At 64.9% G+C, this 19822-nt stretch carries 19 protein-coding genes and 1 other RNA gene; 5 read left to right on the forward strand and 15 right to left on the reverse strand.

Features of this window, described 5'->3' with window-relative positions; all coding sequences use genetic code 11:
• Positions 1-6: 6 nt before the first annotated feature.
• The 10 genes from pnp to recR all read right to left on the reverse strand — a co-directional run bounded on the left by pnp (position 7) and on the right by recR (position 12301).
• On the reverse strand, positions 7-2157 hold the full coding sequence (gene pnp / locus P7F60_RS04175) for a polyribonucleotide nucleotidyltransferase (protein WP_277916423.1): 2151 nt from the start codon (positions 2155-2157) through the stop codon (positions 7-9).
• 297 nt (positions 2158-2454) lie between these two features.
• Positions 2455-2724, reverse strand: coding sequence for a 30S ribosomal protein S15 (rpsO, locus tag P7F60_RS04180; protein WP_277916424.1), 270 nt, complete (start codon positions 2722-2724; stop codon positions 2455-2457).
• Between the two features lie 166 nt (positions 2725-2890).
• Positions 2891-3823, reverse strand: a complete 933-nt coding sequence (truB, locus tag P7F60_RS04185) for a tRNA pseudouridine(55) synthase TruB (RefSeq protein ID WP_277916425.1) — start codon at positions 3821-3823, stop codon at positions 2891-2893.
• Positions 3824-3834: 11 nt separating this feature from the next.
• Complete coding sequence (gene rbfA, locus P7F60_RS04190) at positions 3835-4242, reverse strand: 30S ribosome-binding factor RbfA (protein ID WP_277916426.1); 408 nt, start codon at positions 4240-4242, stop codon at positions 3835-3837.
• Between the two features lie 159 nt (positions 4243-4401).
• The gene (gene infB / locus P7F60_RS04195; RefSeq protein ID WP_277916427.1) at positions 4402-7161 is read right to left on the reverse strand and encodes a translation initiation factor IF-2; all 2760 of its coding nucleotides are present in this window, start codon (positions 7159-7161) and stop codon (positions 4402-4404) included.
• Between the two features lie 99 nt (positions 7162-7260).
• The gene (locus tag P7F60_RS04200; RefSeq protein ID WP_277916428.1) at positions 7261-7950 is read right to left on the reverse strand and encodes an RNA-binding protein; all 690 of its coding nucleotides are present in this window, start codon (positions 7948-7950) and stop codon (positions 7261-7263) included.
• Entirely contained in the window at positions 7947-9575 is a 1629-nt protein-coding gene (nusA, locus tag P7F60_RS04205) for a transcription termination factor NusA (RefSeq protein WP_277916429.1), read from the reverse strand. The genes P7F60_RS04200 and nusA overlap by 4 nt, the downstream gene beginning before the upstream one ends.
• Before the next feature lie 64 nt (positions 9576-9639).
• Positions 9640-10272, reverse strand: a complete 633-nt coding sequence (rimP, locus tag P7F60_RS04210) for a ribosome maturation factor RimP (protein WP_277916430.1) — start codon at positions 10270-10272, stop codon at positions 9640-9642.
• A gap of 162 nt (positions 10273-10434) precedes the next feature.
• Complete coding sequence (locus tag P7F60_RS04215) at positions 10435-11676, reverse strand: lytic murein transglycosylase (RefSeq protein ID WP_277916431.1); 1242 nt, start codon at positions 11674-11676, stop codon at positions 10435-10437.
• A gap of 19 nt (positions 11677-11695) precedes the next feature.
• Positions 11696-12301: a recombination mediator RecR gene (gene recR / locus P7F60_RS04220; protein WP_277916432.1), complete on the reverse strand. Its 606-nt coding sequence runs from the start codon at positions 12299-12301 to the stop codon at positions 11696-11698.
• A gap of 58 nt (positions 12302-12359) precedes the next feature.
• Here recR and P7F60_RS04225 point away from each other — a divergent pair, with 58 nt between their 5' ends.
• Positions 12360-12968 carry an MOSC domain-containing protein gene (locus P7F60_RS04225; protein ID WP_277916433.1) on the forward strand — a complete coding sequence of 203 codons (609 nt, stop codon included), beginning with the start codon at positions 12360-12362 and terminating at the stop codon, positions 12966-12968.
• Here the strand turns inward: P7F60_RS04225 and P7F60_RS04230 are convergent.
• Complete coding sequence (locus P7F60_RS04230) at positions 12965-13576, reverse strand: LysE family translocator (RefSeq protein WP_277916434.1); 612 nt, start codon at positions 13574-13576, stop codon at positions 12965-12967. The genes P7F60_RS04225 and P7F60_RS04230 overlap by 4 nt on opposite strands.
• Before the next feature lie 48 nt (positions 13577-13624).
• Positions 13625-14188 (reverse strand): TetR/AcrR family transcriptional regulator, encoded by a 564-nt coding sequence (locus P7F60_RS04235; RefSeq protein ID WP_277916435.1) that lies wholly within the window; start codon positions 14186-14188, stop codon positions 13625-13627.
• 75 nt (positions 14189-14263) lie between these two features.
• Here P7F60_RS04235 and P7F60_RS04240 point away from each other — a divergent pair, with 75 nt between their 5' ends.
• Positions 14264-15154 carry an alpha/beta fold hydrolase gene (locus tag P7F60_RS04240; protein WP_277916436.1) on the forward strand — a complete coding sequence of 297 codons (891 nt, stop codon included), beginning with the start codon at positions 14264-14266 and terminating at the stop codon, positions 15152-15154.
• Here P7F60_RS04240 and P7F60_RS04245 read toward each other — a convergent pair whose 3' ends face one another.
• From P7F60_RS04245 to ffs, 3 genes are all read right to left on the reverse strand, one after another.
• Positions 15155-15478 (reverse strand): YbaB/EbfC family nucleoid-associated protein, encoded by a 324-nt coding sequence (locus tag P7F60_RS04245; RefSeq protein ID WP_277916437.1) that lies wholly within the window; start codon positions 15476-15478, stop codon positions 15155-15157. It lies immediately after the preceding gene.
• A gap of 23 nt (positions 15479-15501) precedes the next feature.
• A complete protein-coding gene (locus P7F60_RS04250; protein ID WP_277916438.1) occupies positions 15502-17361 on the reverse strand; it encodes a DNA polymerase III subunit gamma/tau in 1860 nt (619 codons plus the stop codon).
• A 102-nt stretch (positions 17362-17463) separates the two neighbouring features.
• Positions 17464-17560, reverse strand: an RNA gene (ffs, locus tag P7F60_RS04255) — signal recognition particle sRNA small type.
• A gap of 89 nt (positions 17561-17649) precedes the next feature.
• Here ffs and P7F60_RS04260 point away from each other — a divergent pair.
• Genes P7F60_RS04260 through P7F60_RS04270 form a run of 3 tightly spaced genes read left to right on the forward strand, consistent with a single transcriptional unit; the run spans position 17650 to position 19686 of the window.
• A complete protein-coding gene (locus P7F60_RS04260) occupies positions 17650-18060 on the forward strand; it encodes an HIT family protein (protein ID WP_277916439.1) in 411 nt (136 codons plus the stop codon).
• The gene (nudC, locus tag P7F60_RS04265) at positions 18057-19016 is read left to right on the forward strand and encodes an NAD(+) diphosphatase (protein WP_277916440.1); all 960 of its coding nucleotides are present in this window, start codon (positions 18057-18059) and stop codon (positions 19014-19016) included. Before P7F60_RS04260 ends, nudC begins: the two co-directional genes overlap by 4 nt.
• 4 nt (positions 19017-19020) lie before the next feature.
• Entirely contained in the window at positions 19021-19686 is a 666-nt protein-coding gene (locus P7F60_RS04270; RefSeq protein WP_277916441.1) for a YafY family protein, read from the forward strand.
• Positions 19687-19822 lie beyond the last annotated feature (136 nt).

Here is a 19822-nt window from a genome sequence, read left to right on the forward strand (position 1 = left end):
AAGGCCTTATTCGGCGGCTTCGCCGTCTTCCTTCTTCTTGTCTTCGCGGGCGACTTCCTTGCCGGTCGCCTGGTCGACGGCCTTCATGGAGAGGCGAACCTTGCCGCGCTCGTCGAAGCCCATCAGCTTGACCCAGACCTTGTCGCCTTCCTTGACGACGTCGGTCGTCTTGGCGACGCGCTCGGAAGCGAGTTGCGAGATGTGGACGAGGCCGTCGCGGGCGCCGAAGAAGTTGACGAAGGCGCCGAAATCGGCGGTCTTGACGACCGTGCCCTCATAGACCTGGCCGACTTCCGGCTCGGCGACGATCGAGTGGATCCACTTGCGGGCCGCTTCGATTTCCTTGCCGGAGGAGGAGGCGATCTTGACGGTGCCGTCGTCCTCGATGTTGATCTTGGCGCCGGTCTTCTCGACGATTTCGCGGATGACCTTGCCGCCGGAACCGATGACTTCGCGGATCTTGTCGACCGGGATGTTCATCACTTCGATGCGCGGGGCGAATTCGCCGAGCTGGCCGCGGCTTTCGGTGATCGCCTTGGACATTTCGCCGAGGATGTGCTGGCGGCCGCCCTGGGCCTGGTTCAGCGCGACCTTCATGATCTCTTCGGTGATACCGGCGATCTTGATGTCCATCTGCAGCGAGGTGATGCCGTCGGCGGTGCCGGCGACCTTGAAGTCCATGTCGCCGAGGTGGTCTTCGTCACCGAGAATGTCGGAGAGGACCGCGAAACGCTCGCCTTCGAGGATCAGGCCCATGGCGATGCCGGCAACCGGCTTTGCCAGCGGCACGCCGGCATCCATCAGCGCCAGCGAGGTGCCGCAGACGGTGGCCATCGAGGAGGAACCGTTCGATTCGGTGATTTCCGAGACGACGCGCAGCGTATAGGGAAACTGCTCGGTCGTCGGCAGCATCGGGTGGATGGCGCGCCATGCGAGCTTGCCATGGCCGATTTCGCGGCGGCCCGGCGAACCCATGCGGCCGGTCTCGCCGACGGAATAGGGCGGGAAGTTGTAGTGGAGCAGGAACTGCTCCTTGTACATGCCGGTCAGGCTGTCGACATACTGCTCGTCCTCGCCGGTGCCGAGCGTGGCGACGACGATCGCCTGGGTCTCGCCACGGGTGAACAGGGCCGAGCCGTGGGTGCGCGGCAGGAGGCCGACTTCAGCGACGATCGGGCGAACGGTTTCGAGATCGCGGCCATCGATGCGGCTCTTGGTGTCGAGAATGTTCCAGCGGACGATCTTGGCCTGCAGGTGCTTGAAGACGGCGGCGACGACTTCCGGCGTGTAGCGCAGTTCGGTCGCGCCCTCGGGGAAGAAGTGGGCTTTGACCTTGGCCTTGACGGCGTCGACGGCGGCGTAACGATCGGCCTTCTGGGTGATCTTGTAGGCGTCGCGCAGTTCGGCTTCGGCGATGCCCAGCATTTCGGTTTCGAGGGCGGAATGATCTTCCGGCTCGAATTCGCGCGGCTCCTTGGCGGCGACTTCGGCGAGCTTGATGATCGCGTCGAGAACCGGCTGGAAGCCACGATGGCCGAACATGACGGCGCCGAGCATGACCTCTTCGTTGAGTTCCTTGGCTTCGGATTCGACCATCAGCACGGCGTCATGCGTACCGGCGACGACGAGGTCGAGGCTGGTTTCGTCCATCTCGTCGATATGCGGGTTCAGCACATATTCGCCGTTGATGTAGCCGACGCGGGCGGCGCCGACCGGGCCCATGAACGGGATGCCCGACAGGGTCAGAGCAGCCGAGGTGGCGACCATGGCGAGAACGTCGGGGTTGTTTTCCAGGTCATGCTGGACGACGGTGACGACGACCTGCGTGTCGTTCTTGTAGCCTTCCGGGAAGAGCGGGCGGATCGGGCGGTCGATGAGGCGCGAAACCAGGGTTTCGTTCTCGCTCGGACGTCCCTCGCGCTTGAAGTAACCGCCGGGGATCTTGCCGGCAGCATAGGTCTTTTCCTGATAATTGACGGTGAGCGGGAAGAAGTCCTGGCCGGGCTTCGGCGCCTTGGCCGAAACGACGGTGGCGAGCACGACGGTTTCGCCATAGGTGGCGAGAACGGCGGCATCGGCCTGGCGGGCGATCTTGCCGGTTTCCAGCTTCAGCGGCCGGCCGGCCCACTCGATTTCGACGGAATGGATATCGAACATATCTTGTCCTTCACATGCGGCATTTCGGACTGCGCCCGCCATTCCTGATGGCCGGCGCGGACCCGTTGCCTCGCATCGTTGCGACGCATCATGGGCAAGACAGCGGGAGGCTTCAAGACACTTGAGGTGTGGCACCCAAGGGAAGCATCCAACAATCCTGCCCCATGACAGGTCATCGGGTTGTCATCGGCGGTTCCGGCCCATCCGGCCCGCCTCAAGCGTCATATGGGGCGCAATTGCGCCCCGAATAAGGGACCGGCGGGTTTCGCCAGAAGCAAAACCCGCCGGATCAAGAGATTAACGGCGAATGCCCAGACGACCGATCAGGGTCGTGTAACGGCTTTCATCCTTCTTCTTGAGGTAGTCGAGAAGCGAACGGCGGCTCGAAACCATCGACAGAAGGCCACGACGGGAGTGGTTGTCCTTCTTGTGGCCCTTGAAGTGTTCGGTCAGATTGTTGATCCGCTCGGTCAGGATCGCGACCTGGATTTCCGGCGAACCGGTGTCGCCTGCCTTGGTGGCGTATTCCTGGATGAGGGCGGCCTTGCGCTCTGCAGTGATCGACATCGGTAAATCCTTTCTGATGGGAGGAATTGGGTCGCCATAGGCCGGGATGTCGTCCAGCCTTGGCCATGAATGCAGGCGGCTTGCCACTTGCTGGCGCCGCCTATACTCCATTCGGGGACGAAAGGGAAGAGGCCGCCTTCAAAGCCGCCCCTCACCCGATCGAAGTTTAGCCGAAGACACGCTTCGGCCGGAACTCGCCTTCGCCGATCTCGCCGATGGCGATCAGTTTTCCGCGCGCGGTGGCATAGGCTTCCGACTCGGCCACGGGCGCATCGCGCCCGCGCAGGATGATCGGATTGCCCATCTTCAGGCGGTGCGCCTGGTCGTCGTTGACGGCAATATGCGGCAGGTTGGAAAGCGCTTCGCCGGTATCGACCAGGAAGGCATCGAGTGCGGCCAGCCGCTCGTCGCGGTCCTCGACCGCTTCCAGCGCCGTCAGCGTTTCGAGCGGCACCATCTGCTCCTCGGCAAACGGCGCGACGAAGGTGCGGCGCAGCTCCGAAATATGCCCGTAGCAACCGAGCTCGCGGCCGAAATCGCGCGCCAAGGCCCGCACATAGGTGCCCTTGCCGCATTCGACCTCGAAGCAGGCGGTGTTTTCGTCCGGGCAGGCCAGCAGCGTCAGGCGGAAGATTTCAACTTCGCGGGCCGGGATGACTACCGTCTCGCCCTCGCGGGCGAGATCGTAGGCGCGCTCGCCGGCGATCTTGATGGCGGAAAACTGCGGCGGGATCTGCTCGATGACGCCGGTATAGCGCGGCAGCAGAGCGCGGATCGCCTCTTCCGCCGGGCGGCTTGCCGAGGACTGCGTCACCTCGCCTTCGAGATCGTCCGTGGTGCGCTCCTCGCCCCAGCTGACGGTGAATTCGTAGATCTTGCGACCGTCCATGACATAAGGCACGGTCTTGGTGGCGTCGCCGAGCGCGATCGGCAGCATGCCCGACGCCAGCGGATCGAGCGTGCCGGCATGTCCCGCCTTCTGGGCGTTGAACAGCCACTTGATCTTGGAAACGGCCTCGGTCGAGCCGAAATCCACCGGCTTGTCGAGAATGATCCAGCCGGAAATCGGCCGGCCCTTGGGTTTACGCGGTTTGGACATGCGGTCTCGTTCTATTCGTCGTCGTCATTGCCGGCATCGAGGTCGCGGCTGACCTCGGGGGAGCGCAGCAGCGCGTCGATCTTGCTGTAATTGTCGAAGGAGGTGTCGTCGCGAAAACGCACCTCCGGCATGTATTTCATCTGGCGAAGCTGGCCGCTGAGGCGGCCGCGGATGAACTTCGCATTGCGATTGAGCGCGGCGATGACGCCGGCGTGATCGGCGACGCCCAGCGGCGACACATAGGCGGTAGCGATCTTCAGATCAGGCGACATGCGCACTTCCGAGATCGAAATCACCGTCTTCTCGATCAGGTCGTCACGCACCTCGCCGCGCTGCAGAACCTGGGTCAGCGCTGCGCGCACCTGTTCGCCAACGCGCAACATGCGCTGCGAAGGCGCGGAAGAGGTTGCTTTTGTCATGGTGTATCCGTTGCTGCGCTCGACAGGAGCGCCCGTAAAGCCGGTCCAATGACTCGTTTGGCCGGAAAAATCAAGGCTTGGGCGTGTCGCCACACCCCAGGCGATAAAAAACCGCCGGCCCGCGAGGCCGGCGGTTTCGAATTTCGACGCAAGCCCGGATCAGAGCGTGCGGGTGATATGCTCGACGCGGAAGCACTCGATGGTGTCGCCGGCGCGGATATCCTCGTAGTTCTCGAAAGCCATGCCGCATTCCTGGCCGACCGGCACTTCCGAGACTTCGTCCTTGAAGCGCTTGAGGGTCTTGAGCTTGCCTTCGTGGATGACGACGTTGTCGCGCACGAGGCGGACGCCCGCGCCGCGCTCCACCTTGCCTTCGACGACGCGGCAACCCGCGACCTTGCCGACCTTGGTGATGTTGAACACCTCCAGGATCTCGGCATTGCCGAGGAAGGTTTCGCGCCGTTCCGGCGAGAGCAGGCCCGACATCGCCGCCTTCACGTCATCGACCAGATCGTAGATGATGTTATAGTAGCGGATTTCGATGCCTTCGCGTTCGGCGAGCGCGCGCGCCTGGGTATTGGCGCGGACGTTGAAGCCGATGATCGCCGCATTCGAGGCCTCGGCCAGCGAGATATCCGACTCGGTGACACCGCCGACCGCCGAATGCACGACGCGGGCGCGAACTTCGTCGGTACCCAGCTTGTCGAGGGCGCCGATGATGGCTTCGATGGAGCCCTGCACGTCGCCCTTGATGAGCAGCGGGAACTCCTTCATGCCGGAGGTCTGCAGCTGCGTCATCATCTGTTCGAGCGAACCGCGCGAACCGGACTGGCGGGCAGCCGCCTTGTCGCGGGCCAGACGCTGGCGATATTCGGAGATCTCGCGAGCGCGGCTTTCGTTCTCGACGACGGCGAACTTGTCGCCGGCTGCCGGAGTACCGGACAGGCCGAGAACCTCGACCGGGGTCGCCGGGCCGGCTTCCTTGACGTGCTCGCCCTTGTCGTTGACCAGAGCGCGCACACGGCCCCACTGATCGCCGGCCACGATGATCTGGCCCGGGCGCAACGTGCCCTTCTGGACCAGGACGGTGGCGACGGCGCCGCGGCCGCGATCCAGCTCGGCTTCGATGACCGTGCCTTCGGCGGTGCGGTTGGCATTGGCGCGCAGATCAAGGATTTCGGCCTGCAGCAGGATGGCTTCGAGCAGCTTGTCGAGATTGGTCTTGTTCTTGGCCGAGACCTCGACGTCGAGCACTTCACCGCCCATGGATTCGACGAACACCTCGTGCTGGAGGAGCTGCGTGCGCACCTTCTGCGGGTCGGCGGTCGGCTTGTCGACCTTGTTGATCGCCACGATGATCGGCACGCCGGCCGCCTTGGCGTGGTTGATCGATTCGATCGTCTGCGGCATGACGCTGTCGTCGGCGGCGACCACCAGGATGGCGATGTCGGTCGCCTGGGCGCCACGGGCACGCATCGCGGTAAAGGCGGCGTGGCCGGGCGTATCGATGAAGGTGATCTTCTGACCGTTCTGCTCGACCTGATAGGCGCCGATATGCTGGGTGATGCCGCCGGCTTCGCCCGCCACCACATTGGCGTGGCGGATGGCGTCGAGCAGCGAGGTCTTGCCGTGGTCGACGTGGCCCATGATGGTCACGACCGGCGGACGGGACTGCATTTCGCCTTCTTCGTCGGAGATGTTGAAGATGCCTTCTTCGACGTCGGACTCGGAGACGCGCTTGACCGTGTGGCCGAATTCGCCGGCGATGAGTTCCGCAAGGTCGGCGTCGATGACGTCGCCCGGCTTCATCATCTGGCCTTCCTTCATCAGGTACTTGATGACATCGACGGCCCGTTCGGCCATGCGCTGCGACAGTTCCTGAATGGTGATGGTTTCCGGCAGGATGACTTCACGCGCGATTTTCTCGCGGGTTTCCTGCATCTGGCTGCGGCGGAATTTTTCCTGGCGGCGGCGGATGGCGGCCATCGAGCGGCCACGGGTCGAACCGTCGTCGTCGACGCTGGCGGCACCGACCGTCAGCTTGCCGCGACGGCGTTCTTCCTCGGTCTTGGCGCGCGGGGCGGGCTTGGCCGGCTCCGGACGCACGACCTTGCCGCGGGCGGGCAGACCGCCACGGGGAACCCCTGCTCCACGACCGTCTTCCTGATCACCGGTGCGGCGACGCACAGGTGCACCGTCCGGAGGCGGCACGGCGCCGGGGGCCTGCGGGCGCGGAGCCTGTGGGCGCTGGTCGGGACGGCGCGCGGCAGGCGCCGGGCTATCGGTGCGGGCAGCAGCCGGCGCCTGGGCGACGGCGGGCTCGGCGCGGGGCGCAACCTTGGCTTCCGCAGCTTCTGCGGCGCGGCGCTGCTCTTCCTCGCGGCGGCGCTCTTCGGCCTCGCGGGCGGCCTCGGCGGCGCGCAGTTCCTCTTCCGCCTTGCGGCGCGCCTCTTCCTCGGCACGACGCTTGGCGTCTTCGAGATCGCGCGCCTGCGCTTCGATCAGCGCGCGGCGGCGGGCTTCCATTTCGCCGGCCGACAGGCCGTGCAGGACCTGGCCGCGCGGACGATCGCGATCGCGGTTGTCACGGTCGCGGTTGTCACGGTCCTGGCGCGCAGGCTGCGGACGCTGCTGGTTCGGCTGGTGGATGCGCGGTTGCGGCTGCGCCGGGCGCGCAGGCTGGCTGGCCTGCGGCTCGGGCGCGCGGGCCGCCGGAGCGGGCGTGCTCGCCACCGGCGTGATCGGTTTTTCGTCTTCAGGGCGCATCGGGCGCCGCTTGCGGGTTTCGACGACCACCGCTTTCGTGCGACCGCGACCCATATCCTGACGCACCGTGCCCTGCGTCACGCCCGTTGGCTTCAGGGTGAGGGTTTTCTTGCCCGGTACGCTGATTGTCTTGTCGTCTTTGTTGTCGGTCATTCCGTTCCTGTTCCTTCGGGCAGGGACGGATGCGACATCAGACCCTGTCTTTACATACCTTAAACTCGAAGTCGCGACCGGCACCCGCCGGTGACCGCGTCATTGTCTTGTCTGGGCAGCGACGCCAATTGCCCGGGACTGACCGCCATTGCGGTACTGTTCGAGCAGGTTTGCGCGCTTCACTACACCTTCACCCGCCTGCCCTGCAAGCGCCGCAGCATGGATAAAAGCATTCTGGCCCATCAGTTCCTGCATTTCGCTGTCCGTGAACAAGCGAAATGAGGGAATTTCTTCCTCGGTCTCCATTCCGAGATGCCAGGCCTTGCGGGCCTGGTCGATCTTTCTCACGCCGTCGGCGGCGGCATCCAGAGAGTGGAACACCGCCAAGGCCTCGCCCGAACGCACCGCCGCATCGACCTTGGCCGAGCCGGTGATGAAGCCGCCGGCCTTGCGCCCCAGGTTCATCATGCCGGCAAGCTGGGCAGCCAGCAGCCGGTCGACCATCGCGCCGAGATCGGCCGCGACAGTCACCTCCGTCTTGAGGGCGCGGGCGAAAAGTTTCTTCGCCACCGCCTTGTCCACCAGCGTCCGCTCGGCCTTGACCCAGCAGCCGCGTCCCGGAAGCTGGCGCTTCAGGTCGGGCACGACGGAACCGTCGGGCCCGGCCACGAAGCGGATCAGCATCTCCGGCGTCCCGCTTTCGCGGGTGACGATGCACATGCGGCCGTTCACGTCGTCACCGGCCGCATCGTCGTCGCCCTCGCGCTTGCGCAATGGCCCGGCCATCATGCGTCCTGCTCGTCGCCCGTTTCATCGCCGGCTTCGGCCTCGGCATCGGTCTCTTCGACCTGCTGGCTCGCCAGTTCTTCCTCGGTGATCCAGCCGGCCGCGAGACGCGCCTGCACGATCATGTTCTCGGCCTCGACGCGGGAGACGTCGAACTTCGAGAACACGCCCTCGAACTTCTTGGTCTCGCCGTTCTTGCGTTCGGACCAGCCGACGAGATCGTCGGCGGCGCAGCCGGCGAAGTCCTCGATCGTCTTGATGCCTTCCTCGCCGAGCGCGACCATCATCTGCGCGGTCATGCCGTCGATCTGGCGCAGCTCGTCGGAAACGCCGAGCTTCTTGCGCTTCTCGTCCATCTCGGCCTCGATGCGGTCGAGATATTCGCGGGCGCGGGTCTGGATTTCGACGGCAGTGTCGTCGTCGAAGCCGTCGATCGAGGAGATTTCCTCCAGGTCGACATAGGCGAGCTCCTCGACGGCGGCAAAACCTTCCGAGGCCAGAACCTGGCCGACCATCTCGTCGACGTCGAGCGAATCCATGAACAGCTTCGAGCGCTCGTTGAATTCCTTCTGGCGGCGTTCCGATTCCTCGGCTTCCGTCATGATGTCGATGTCCCAGCCGGTGAGCTGCGAGGCGAGGCGGACGTTCTGGCCGCGACGGCCGATGGCCAGCGACAGCTGCTCGTCCGGCACCACGACCTCGATGCGCTCGGAATCCTCGTCGAGGACCACCTTGGCGACTTCGGCCGGCTGCAGCGCGTTGACGACGAAGTTCGCCGGCTCGTTCGACCACGGGATGATGTCGATCTTCTCGCCCTGCAGCTCGCCGACCACCGCCTGGACGCGGCTGCCGCGCATACCGACGCAGGCGCCGACCGGATCAATGGACGAATCGTTGGAAATCACCGCGATTTTCGCACGCGAGCCCGGGTCGCGGGCCACCGACTTGATCTGGATGATGCCGTCGTAGATTTCCGGCACTTCCATGGTGAAGAGTTTGACCATGAACTGCGGATGGGTGCGCGACAGGAAGATCTGCGGGCCGCGCTGCTCGCGGCGCACGTCGTAGACATAGGCGCGGATGCGGTCGCCGTAGCGGACGTTTTCGCGCGGGATCATCTCGTCGCGGCGCACGATGCCTTCGCCCCGGCCGAGATCGACGATGACATTGCCGTATTCGACGCGCTTGACGGTGCCGTTGACGATTTCGCCGACACGGTCCTTGAACTCGTCGAACTGGCGATCGCGCTCGGCCTCGCGCACCTTCTGCACGATGACCTGCTTGGCCGACTGGGCGGCGATGCGGCCGAAATCCATCGGCGGCAGCGGCTCGGCGATGAAATCGCCGAGCTTGGCGTCGGGATTGCGGTCGCGCGCCAGAAGCAGCGGGATCTGGGTCGAATAGTCCTCGGCCTGCTCCACCACTTCCAGCAGACGCTGCAGGCGGATTTCGCCGGTCTTGGAATTGATGTCGGCGCGAATGTTGGATTCCGAACCGTAGCGCGAGCGCGCCGCCTTCTGGATGGCGTCGGCCATCGCGGCCAGCACGATCTCGCGGTCGATCACCTTTTCGCGCGCGACAGCATCTGCGATCTGCAGAAGTTCAAGCCGGTTCGCACTGACTGCCATTCTCGTTCTCCATCAGCCAATTCAAATCGCGGACCCCTCGTATGGGCCGCGGGATTGTCGAAAATTACTCGTCGTCACTCTGTTCGTTCTGGTTGGCGGCTTCCGCCTTGGCCAGCTTGTCGGCGCGCAACGCGTCGCGGATCAGGTCGTCGGTCAGCACCAGCTTGGCTTCCGCCAGCGCGCTGAACGGGATGATCACGCGCGGGGACTCGCCGTAGGCGACCTGGTCGCGCTCCAGCGTGAAACCTTCGGCGTCGACTTCGGCGATCTTGCCGCGAAACCGCTTGCGGTTGTCGAGCAGCACCGAGGTCTCGCATTTGACGACATGACCCTGCCAGCGCGAAAAATCCGACCTGCGGACCATTGGGCGGTCGATGCCGGGCGACGACATTTCCAGATGATACGCCTTGTCGACCGGATCTTCCACATCCAGCACCGGCGAAATCGCCATCGACAGGGCTTCGCAGTCCTCGACGGTCATGGTGCCGTCGTTGCGCTCGGCCATCACCTGCAGCGTCAAACCGTTCTGATTCAGGAGCCGCACGCGCACCAGCTTGTAGCCCATCGGCACGATGACCGGCTCGATGATCTCGGCGATGCGGCGGTCGAGGCCGGTTTCGACGATCAGCCGCGGTTCGTTGGCGTCTTCAGCCTGGATATCGGCCAAGCGATCTCTCCCTGAAATTCGGATTGCCATGATCGCGGTAATAAAAAAGAGCGGGTCCTGCCGGGCCCACTCTTCATCGAACGATCAAGAATTTGACGTTGATATACGCGCGATCGGCGCAAATTGCAAGGACCGGCTTATTCCGACGCAATTCCGGACGCAAAACCGCTGCAAACTTTTGCCGGAATTGCTCTATTTGAGCCGTTTCTTGAGAGATTCGTCGGGATAGCAGGTCGCGGCAATCCCGTTCTTGCCCTGCCAGTCGCCGAGCGAGCGGCGCGTCTTGTAGCCCGGCAGGCCGTCGACCTTGCCGACATCGTAGCCCTTGGCGGCGAGCGTCTTCTGCATGGTCAGCACGTCCGAGCGCAGCATCTTTCCGACATCGCCCCAAGGCGCCTTGAACGGACCAGCACCGCCGGCGATGCGATCGGCGAGATTGCCGATGAACAGCGCGTAGAGGTCGGAATTGTTGTATTCCTTGAGCACGTAGAAATTCGGCGAGACGATGAATTCCGGGCCGTGGCGGCCGGCGGGCAGCAGCATCATGCTCTCGGCCTTGGCCTCGTTTGGCGGAAAGGCTTTTCCGGAAATGCGGGCGATGCCCATGCCGGTCCAGGCCGACAGCGGCTTTGCCAGATCCGGGCCTTCCTGCGCGCAGGAGACGTTTTCGGGGATCGTCACCTCGTAGCCCCAGGTGCGGCCGGGTTTCCAGCCCTTCTTGACCAGATAGTTGGCGATGGAGGCCAGCGTATCCGGCACCGAGGTCCAGATGTTGCGGTGGCCGTCGCCGTCGAAATCGACGGCATATTTCAGGTAGCTGGTCGGCATGAACTGCGGCTGGCCCATGGCGCCGGCCCAGGAGCCCTTCATCGCCGCCGGCGTCACGTCGCCGCCGTCGACGATGTGCAGGGCCGCGATCAGCTCGGTGCGGAACATGTCCTTGCGGGTTGACATGAAGGCTTTGGTCGCCAGCACCTGCATCGCCGAATAGGGAATTTTCGCCGCGCCGAAACCGCTTTCGCGGCCCCAGATCGCCAGCACCACCGCGCCCGGCACGCCATAGGTCTTTTCGATGCGCCTCAAGGTCGAGGCATGGGTGGCGGCGAGCGATTTGCCGGTCGCGGCCAGCCCGCTCAGGCGCTTTTCGGAAAAATAGCCGCCAGGGGCGGAAAACTCGGCCTGTGTCTGCGCCTGTTCCTTGGGCGGCTTGGTGCCGGGCGGCACGAGATCGGGCAGATCCCAGTTCAGCGTCACGCCGGCAAAGGCGCCGTCGAAATTGGCCCGCGAGACGCCCGAAGCTTTCGCCTGCGGCCAGATCTCGGCCTCGATCCAGCCATGGAACTGCTTTTCGACCGCCGCCTTATCCAGGGCGAAGGCCGGCAGCGGCAGCAGGGAAAGACCGCAGATCAGCAATGTTTTCAGCAATGTGCGCATGAAGCCGTCCCGTTGAAACTCAGATCGCCGTGCGGGCGCGCAGCGCCGCCGTCAGCGTGCCCTCGTCGAGATAATCCAGTTCGCCGCCGACGGGAACGCCATGCGCAAGCCTCGTGATCTTCACCTCCAGCCCGGAGAGCTGGTCGGTGATGTAATGGGCCGTCGTCTGGCCCTCGACGGTGGCGTTGACGGCGAGGATGATCTCGCGCACGCCGCCCGCCTGCGCCCGGTCGATCAGCGTGCGGATGTTGAGGTCGTCAGGCCCGACGCCATCGAGCGGCGACAGCGTGCCGCCGAGCACATGGTAAGCGGCGTTCATGGCGCCGGCGCGTTCCAGCGCCCAGAGATCGGAGACATCCTCGACGACGATGATGACAGACTGGTCGCGGCGGATATCGGTGCAGACCGTGCAGGGGTCGATCGTATCGACATTGCCGCAGGTGGAGCAGATGCGCACCTTCTGGTAAGCCTCGCCCATCGCCTGCGACAGGGGGCCGAGAAGCTGGTCCTTCTTCTTGACGAGGTGCAGCGCCGCGCGCCGCGCCGACCGGGGCCCGAGACCCGGTACCTTCGCCAGAAGCTGGATGAGTTTTTCGATTTCCGGGCCGGTGACTCGTTTTGCCATGGCCGCGCTTTTATCCCATGTTCGCCCGTGAAGAAATGATCTGGATGAGAGAAGCCGCATGAAAATCACCGCCGTCTGCATCGGTGCCTCGCAAAAGCTGCCCGGCAAATCCTACCGCAGCGGCATCGACAAGCGCGCCGTCGGCGGCCCTGTCATGATCGACCGCCTCGGTCTCGTCGGCGACAAGGTCTGCAACAAGAAGCATCACGGCGGCCCCGATCAGGCGATCCTGATCGAGGGCGAACAAACCCTCGACTGGTGGCGGGCGGAGCTGGGCCGCGACCTGCCGCCCGGCAGTTTTGGCGAAAATCTCGTCATCGCCGGTCTGGAGAATGGCGATGTCGCGGTCGGTGACCGGTTCGTCCTCGGCGATGTGGTGCTGGAGGCGACGGCGCCACGCATGCCCTGCGCGACGCTGGCAGCCTGGTTGGGCGATCCCCAGATCGTCAAGCGCTTTGCGCAGGTCGGGCGGCCGGGCATTTATGCACGGGTGATCGCGGGCGGTTTGGTCGAGGCCGGCATGGATGTGGCGCTGACGCCCTATGCCGGGGAACGCATTCCGATCCCGCGGATGATGTCGGCCTATGGCCGCCTTACACAGGAAGAACGCACCCGGATGCTGGCCGCGCCGATTGCCGAACGCCTGCGCAAGCGGCTCCAAGGCTAGCGGGTGGCGATGGCCGCCGCAGCCCCCGCCATCAGGCCGGCGCTGGTGCGATTGGCGGCGCGGACGGCGCGTTCGCTGCGCAGCAGCCGGCGGGCTTTTGCCGCCAGCGCCACCCAGCAAAAATCGACCGCGACCAGCACCACCAGCATGGTGGCGACCAGTTCGCCCCAGCCGACCAGCGTGACGCCGGCGAGATCGATGATCGCCGGCAGCAGCGCCACATAGAACATCATGATCTTGGGATTGCCTAGCGTCACCGTCAGCCCGGCGAAAAACAGCCGCCCGGCGGAATCGCGCTCCGGCAGGGCGCCATCCTCGACCTTGACCGGCGCAAACCACATCTTCCAGGCGAGATAGAGCAGGTAGGCGACGCCCAGCCATTTGATGGCGACGAAGACGGCATGGAAACTTTCGGCGATGGTGACGAGGCCGGCGACGGCGAGGCTGAGCCACAGCATCTCGCCCAGCCACATGGCCATCAGGAACGGCAGCACATCGCGATACCCCTTGGCGATCACCCGGGCGACCAGCGCCGCGATGCTCGGCCCCGGCGACCCGGCGGCGACCAGCAGCGCGCCGGCAAAGACCAGCAATGAAGACAGCGTCATGATCTCTCCTCCACAGGTATGCAGACTGCGCCCGCCGAACCGCTCCGGTCAAGAGGCCAATGCCCGAGCCGCCGCGCCGGCGGTGCGGAAATAGGAGGCGTCGCGATGCAGCATGGCGGCGGCAAAGCTGCCGTCGAGCAGCAGGGCGATCTGCCGCGCAACCGTCTCGGGCGCCGGCCGCCCGGCCTCGCGCAGCATGGAAGCCAGCCAGTCCTCGATGCGTTTCTTGTGGGCCGCGCCGCGTTTCAGCGCCGGATGGCCGGGCAGGTTGGCAAGTTCCGCCGAGGTGCGCAGGAAACCGCAGCCCTTCCAGCCGGGGCGTTCAGCCCGCCCGGCCAGCTTTTCGAAGATCGCGGCGATACGATTGGAGACATCGCCCTCCGCTTCGGCGAACCATCGGCTGTAGGCATCGAGATTGGGCTGGTCGCGGTGGTCGAGATAGGCGGCGACCAGGTCGTCCTTGCTCTTGAAATGGTAATAGAGCGAACGCTTGGTGATGCCTGCCTCTTCCGCGACCGCATCGACGCTGACGGCGCGGATGCCCTCGCGATAGAACAGGCGGTTGGCCGCTTCGACGATGCGCTGGCGGGTGGAGGTTTCGGGCTGGGTCATGCGCCAAAAGTATACTGACCAGTGAGTATACACAAGCACGGCCTCTAGCTAGATTGCCGATCCAGGAGAACAGGTATGGACGGCAGGCAAACCGAATTCGAATGCGCCGACGGCGTGGTGCTGAAAGGCCATTGGTGGGGCGTGGAGGGCGCGGCGCGCCATCCGGTCGTCATCATCAATCCGGCGACGGGAGTGAAGGCCGCTTATTATCATCGCTACGCCGCCTTCCTCGCCGAACACGGCTTTGCGGTGCTGACCTATGATTATCGCGGCATCGGCCTGTCGCGCCCGGCCGGGCGTCTCAAGGGAACTGGTTTTACCTGGCGGCAATGGGGCGAACAGGATTTCGAGGCGGCGCTTGCCCATGCGCTGGCGCAAGGCGGCGGCGATCCGCTGGTCGTCGGCCACAGCATCGGCGGGTTTTTACCCGGCTATGCGCCGAGTGCGGCGCGTATTTCCCGGCTGCTGACGGTCGGGGCGCAATATGCCTATTGGCCGGATTACCGGCGTAAGGACCGGCTGTCGCTGTTCTTGAAATGGCATGTCGCGATGCCGGCGATCACGCTGGCGCTCGGCTTCTTTCCCGGGCGCGGCCTCGGCTGGCTGGAAGACCTGCCGGCCGGCGTGGCGCTGGAATGGAGTTTTCGCGGGCCTCGCATGGAGGCGCGGCTGAAACAGCCGCTGCGGGCCACGATCCTCGATCGCTTCGCCGCCGTGCAGGCGCCGATGCTGGCGCTCAGCGTCTCCGACGATCCCTTCGCCACGCACAGCGCCGTCAACCGGGCGCTGTCCTATTACACCTCGGCCGAGCGGCTGAAGGTCATGCTCGAGCCGGCCGACCTCGGCGTGACCAGGGTCGGCCATTTCGACCTGTTCCATGCCCGGCATGGATCGAGCTTCTGGATCGACAGCCTGCTTTGGCTGCGCGATGGCATCAATCCCTGGCCGAGGCGGGTATTCGCCTGATCAGAAAGGCAGCTTGAAGCCGGGCGGGATCGGCAGGCCTGATGTCAGCGCCTTGCTCTTTTCCTGCGTCTCGCTGTCGGCCTTGGTCTTGGCGTCCTTGTGGGCGGCGACGATCAGGTCTTCGAGGATCTCCAACTCGTCTTCCTTGGCGAGCGACGGATCGATCTTCAGGCCGAGCATCTCGCCCTTGCCGTTGAGGCGGACCGTGACGAGGCCGCCGCCGGAGCGGCCTTCGACTTCGAGCGCGGCGATTTCCGCCTGCATCTGCTCCATCTTGGCCTGCATTTCCTTGACCTTGCCCATCATGCCCATGATGTCGCGCATCGTCTTGTCTCCTGAAATTGCTGTCAAAACTCGATATCGTCGCCGGGCAGGATATCGCCCTCGGCGGATTCGGCAACGGCGGGGGCCTCGGTGACGTCCTCGTCTTCCGTCTCGGCCGCCCTCACCCGGACGTCGGTGATGCGCGCGCCGGGAAAGCGCGACAGGATCGCCGCCACATCCGGGTCCTGCCTCGCATCGACGAGGCGGGCCTCGCGGGCGCTCTCCTCCTGCTCGGCAAGCGTCGGCCCGCCTTCCTCCCGCGAGAGGATGACCATCCAGCGGATGCCGGTCCATTCCTGCAGACGGTTCTGCAGGTCGCCGGCCATGGATTTCGGCGCATCGCGCACCAGGGAAATTTCCAGCCGCCCCGGCTCCAGCTTTACCGGCCGCACGAAGGCGCGCATCTGCGCCTTGAGCTTGAAATCGCGGTTCTTGGTGCAGAGTTCGGAAATATCGGCGAGCGACGAAACCTTGACCTTCGGCTCGCTCGCCTGCGGCGGCGCTTCAACGCGGCCGATTGCCATCGGCTCCGCAGCCGGCGCGGCGGCTGCGGTCGGGCGCAACATAGTCACCGAGCCGGAGGAACGGGAAGGCGCGGCCTCGACGGCGCGGGCGGACACCGGGGCGCTGGCAAAAGCTTGCGCTCCGCCGCCATTGCCATTGCCGGATGGCATCGGCCGGCTCGGCGCTTCGCCATTGGCGAATTCGGCGATGCGGCGCGCGGCCTCTTCCGGCGAGGGTAGATGCGCGGCATGGGCCAAGCGAATCAGCACCATTTCGGCGGCACCTGCCGGGCGGGCGGCGGCCTCGACTTCGCCAATCCCCTTCAAGAGCATCTGCCAGATGCGCGACAGGGTGGTGACGGCGATGGTTTCGGCAAATTCACGGCCGCGCACGCGCTCGACTTCGCTCAGCGACGGATCGTCGGCGGAATCGGGCACATATTTCAGGCGGGTGACGAGATGGGTGAAATCGGCAAGATCGGTCAGCACCACCACCGGATTGGCGCCGGCCTCGTATTGCGCGCCGAATTCATGCAGGGCGGCGCTAACATCGCCTTTGACCACATGCTCGAACAGGTCGACGATGCGGGCGCGGTCGGCCAGGCCAAGCATGGCGCGCACTGCTTCCGTTACCACCGCGCCGCCGCCATGGGCGATCGCCTGGTCGAGCAGCGACAGACCGTCGCGCGCCGAGCCCTCCGCCGCGCGCGCGATCATGGCCAGCGCTTCCGGCTCGACCGAAATGCCTTCCTTGGCAGCGATGGTGGAGAACAGCCCGACGAGATCGGACGCGCCGATGCGGCGCAGGTCGAAGCGCTGGCAGCGCGACAGCACCGTGATCGGCACCTTGCGGATCTCTGTCGTGGCGAAGATGAATTTTACATGCTCCGGCGGCTCTTCCAGCGTCTTCAACAATCCGTTGAAGGCCGCCGTCGACAGCATATGCACTTCGTCGATGATATAGACCTTGTAGCGCGCCGAAACCGGGCGATAGCGCACCTGCTCGATGATTTCCCTGATGTCATCGATGCCGGTATGAGAGGCGGCGTCCATCTCGATCACGTCGACATGGCGGCCTTCCATGATCGCCTGGCAATGCTCGCCGGGGATTTTTAAGTCGATGGTCGGACGGTCGACGCTGTCGGTCTTATAATTGAGGGCGCGGGCGAGGATGCGGGCGGTGGTCGTCTTGCCGACGCCGCGCACGCCGGTCAGCATATAGGCCTGGGCAATGCGGCCGGTCTCGAACGCATTGGTCAGCGTGCGGACCATCGGCTCCTGGCCGACCATCAGGTCGGTAAAATCCTTGGGACGGTATTTGCGCGCCAGAACGCGGTATGCCGCGCCGGTCTCAGCCTGTTTCGGTTCGGTGTCGCTCATCGCCCTGCCAAGCGTTGTTGGTGACCCCGCTCCAGGATTGTTGGCCGCCGGGATATGGGAGGCCCTGCGGCCGAAAATCGACCGGGGCCGGGAACGCAAAGGGTGGGAGGCTGGCACGATGACCCGTGCCGGGATCGTTAGGGCTGCTTCCTTCCGGACCTGACCCGGTTGGCGAGCGGCGCGTCCACCACCAACCTCCCGCCGCACATATCGGCAATCTCGTCAGCAAATGCAAGCCAGCCTTTCAAAAAACTGCTAGACAGGAAAAAGACGAACGGGAGGACAGGCGTGCAAGGCTTTGAACTGGATGGAAGACTGGCCCGCGACAGCATTTTGTTGACCGAGCTTGGCCTTTGCCAGGTGCGGCTGCAAAACGAGCGCCGCTGGCCCTGGCTGGTGCTGGTGCCGCAGCGAAACGGCATGAGCGAGATCTTCGACCTCCCGCCAGAAGATCAGGCGGCGCTGCTTTCCGAAACCACCCGCGTCGCGGCCGCCTTGAAATCCGTGACCGATGCCACGAAGATCAATATTGGCGCGCTCGGCAATATCGTGCGCCAGCTGCATGTGCATGTCATCGCCCGCGCCGAGGGCGACGACAACTGGCCCGGCCCGGTGTGGGGCTTCGGCAAGGCCGAACCCTATGACGACGCCATCAAAGACGAATTCGTTAGCCGACTATTGAAAGTCCTTTCCGCATGATCCGATCCCTGTTCGATATCGATTCTCCCCATCCCGAACCCAGCGCCCTGACCGCCTTCGCCCTCAACGACCTCGCCCGCGATTCGGAGCATCGTGCCGAGGATTGCGTCGAGACGGCGCTCTCCGTAGACGGCGCCCATATCCTCGCCTTTTCCGGCAATCGCCTGATCCTCAAGCATGACGGGCAGGTGCTCGATCCGCTGTTTGCGCTTTACGAACTCTCCGACCTGCAGCCGGATCTGGACAATGCCATCCTGCTCGGCCATCGCCAGACTGGCGAGCCGCGGCTTGCCGTCCCGGTCGGCATCGACGAGGAAAACCTTGCCAGCCATTACAAGCCGACCGACGGGCGCAGCCTGTTTCGCGACGGGCTGGTCGACGACGCCCTGCTCGGTGAATTCGCGCAAGGGGCGTCGCTGATTACCTGGAACCGCGACAACCGCTTTTGCGGACGCTGCGGCGGGGCGATGGAGATGAGGATCGGCGGCTACAAGCGCGTCTGTGTTGCTTGCGACCACACGATCTTCCCGCGCACCGATCCGGTCGTCATCATGCTGGCGATCGACGTCGAGGGCGACCGCTGCCTGCTCGGGCGCGGGGCGCATTTCGCGCCGGGCATGTATTCCTCGCTCGCCGGCTTCGTCGAGCCCGGCGAAACTATCGAGAATGCGGTGCGCCGCGAAACCCTCGAGGAATCGGCGATCCGCATCGGCCGGGTGCGCTACCACGCCTCGCAGCCCTGGCCCATGCCGCATTCGCTGATGATCGGCTGCTATGGCGAGGCGAAAAGCCTCGTGGTCAAGCGCGACGAGGCGGAGCTGGAAGATTGCCGCTGGTTCAGCCGCGACGAGGCGGCGCAGATGCTGGAGCGCATTCCCGGCACCGGCGATCACACGCCGCCGCTGGGCGCGATCGCCCATCGCCTGATCCGCGACTGGGTGGAGTGGAAACGCTGACCCGATGACCGCGCCCCGCGCCGAACGGTTGCTGGCGCTGCTGCAGGTGCTGCGCCGCCATCGCCGTCCGGTCACCGGCGCGGCGCTTGCCGCCGAACTCGGCACCAGCCTGCGCACGCTCTACCGCGATATCGCCAGCCTGCAGGCGCAAGGCGCCGATATCGAGGGCGAGGCCGGCATCGGGTATGTGCTGCGGCCGGGCTTCATGCTGCCGCCGATGATGTTTTCGCAGGACGAGATCGAGGCCCTGGCGCTCGGCATTCGCTGGGTCGGGCGCAGCGGCGATCCCGGGTTGGCGCGCGCGGCCGTCAATGCGCTCGCCCGCATCGCCGCAGTGTTGCCGGCCGAGTTGCGCGAAGAGGTGGATGCCTCGACGCTGCTGGTCGGGCCGGCCAAGGGCGAACCCGAAGGTATCGACATCGCCCTGCTGCGCGCCGCCATCCGCGAGCGCGAAGTCTTGCATCTCATTGCCTATGAGGATGAGGCCGGCCGCGCCAGCGACCGCTGCGTCTGGCCCTTCGCGCTCGGCTTTTTCGAGCGGGTGCGGGTGCTGGTCGCCTGGTGTGAGTTGCGGCAGGATTTTCGCCATTTTCGCACCGACCGGATCGGCGCGGTCGAGCCGGCCGGGCGGCGTTACCGGACGTCGCGGGCGGCGCTGCTCAAGCAGTGACGGGAAACGCAGAAGATCAAGGCGGACATGTAAAGCGATTGCAACAAAAATGCGCAGCGGTTTTGCGTCCGGGACTGCTTCAGGCTGCTGCCGGAATCTGTCAGCAGGTCGCGTTAGTCTCCTTTCATCGACACGA

It is taken from the genome of Rhizobium sp. YJ-22, assembly GCF_029601685.1.
Lineage (GTDB): Bacteria > Pseudomonadota > Alphaproteobacteria > Rhizobiales > Rhizobiaceae > Metarhizobium.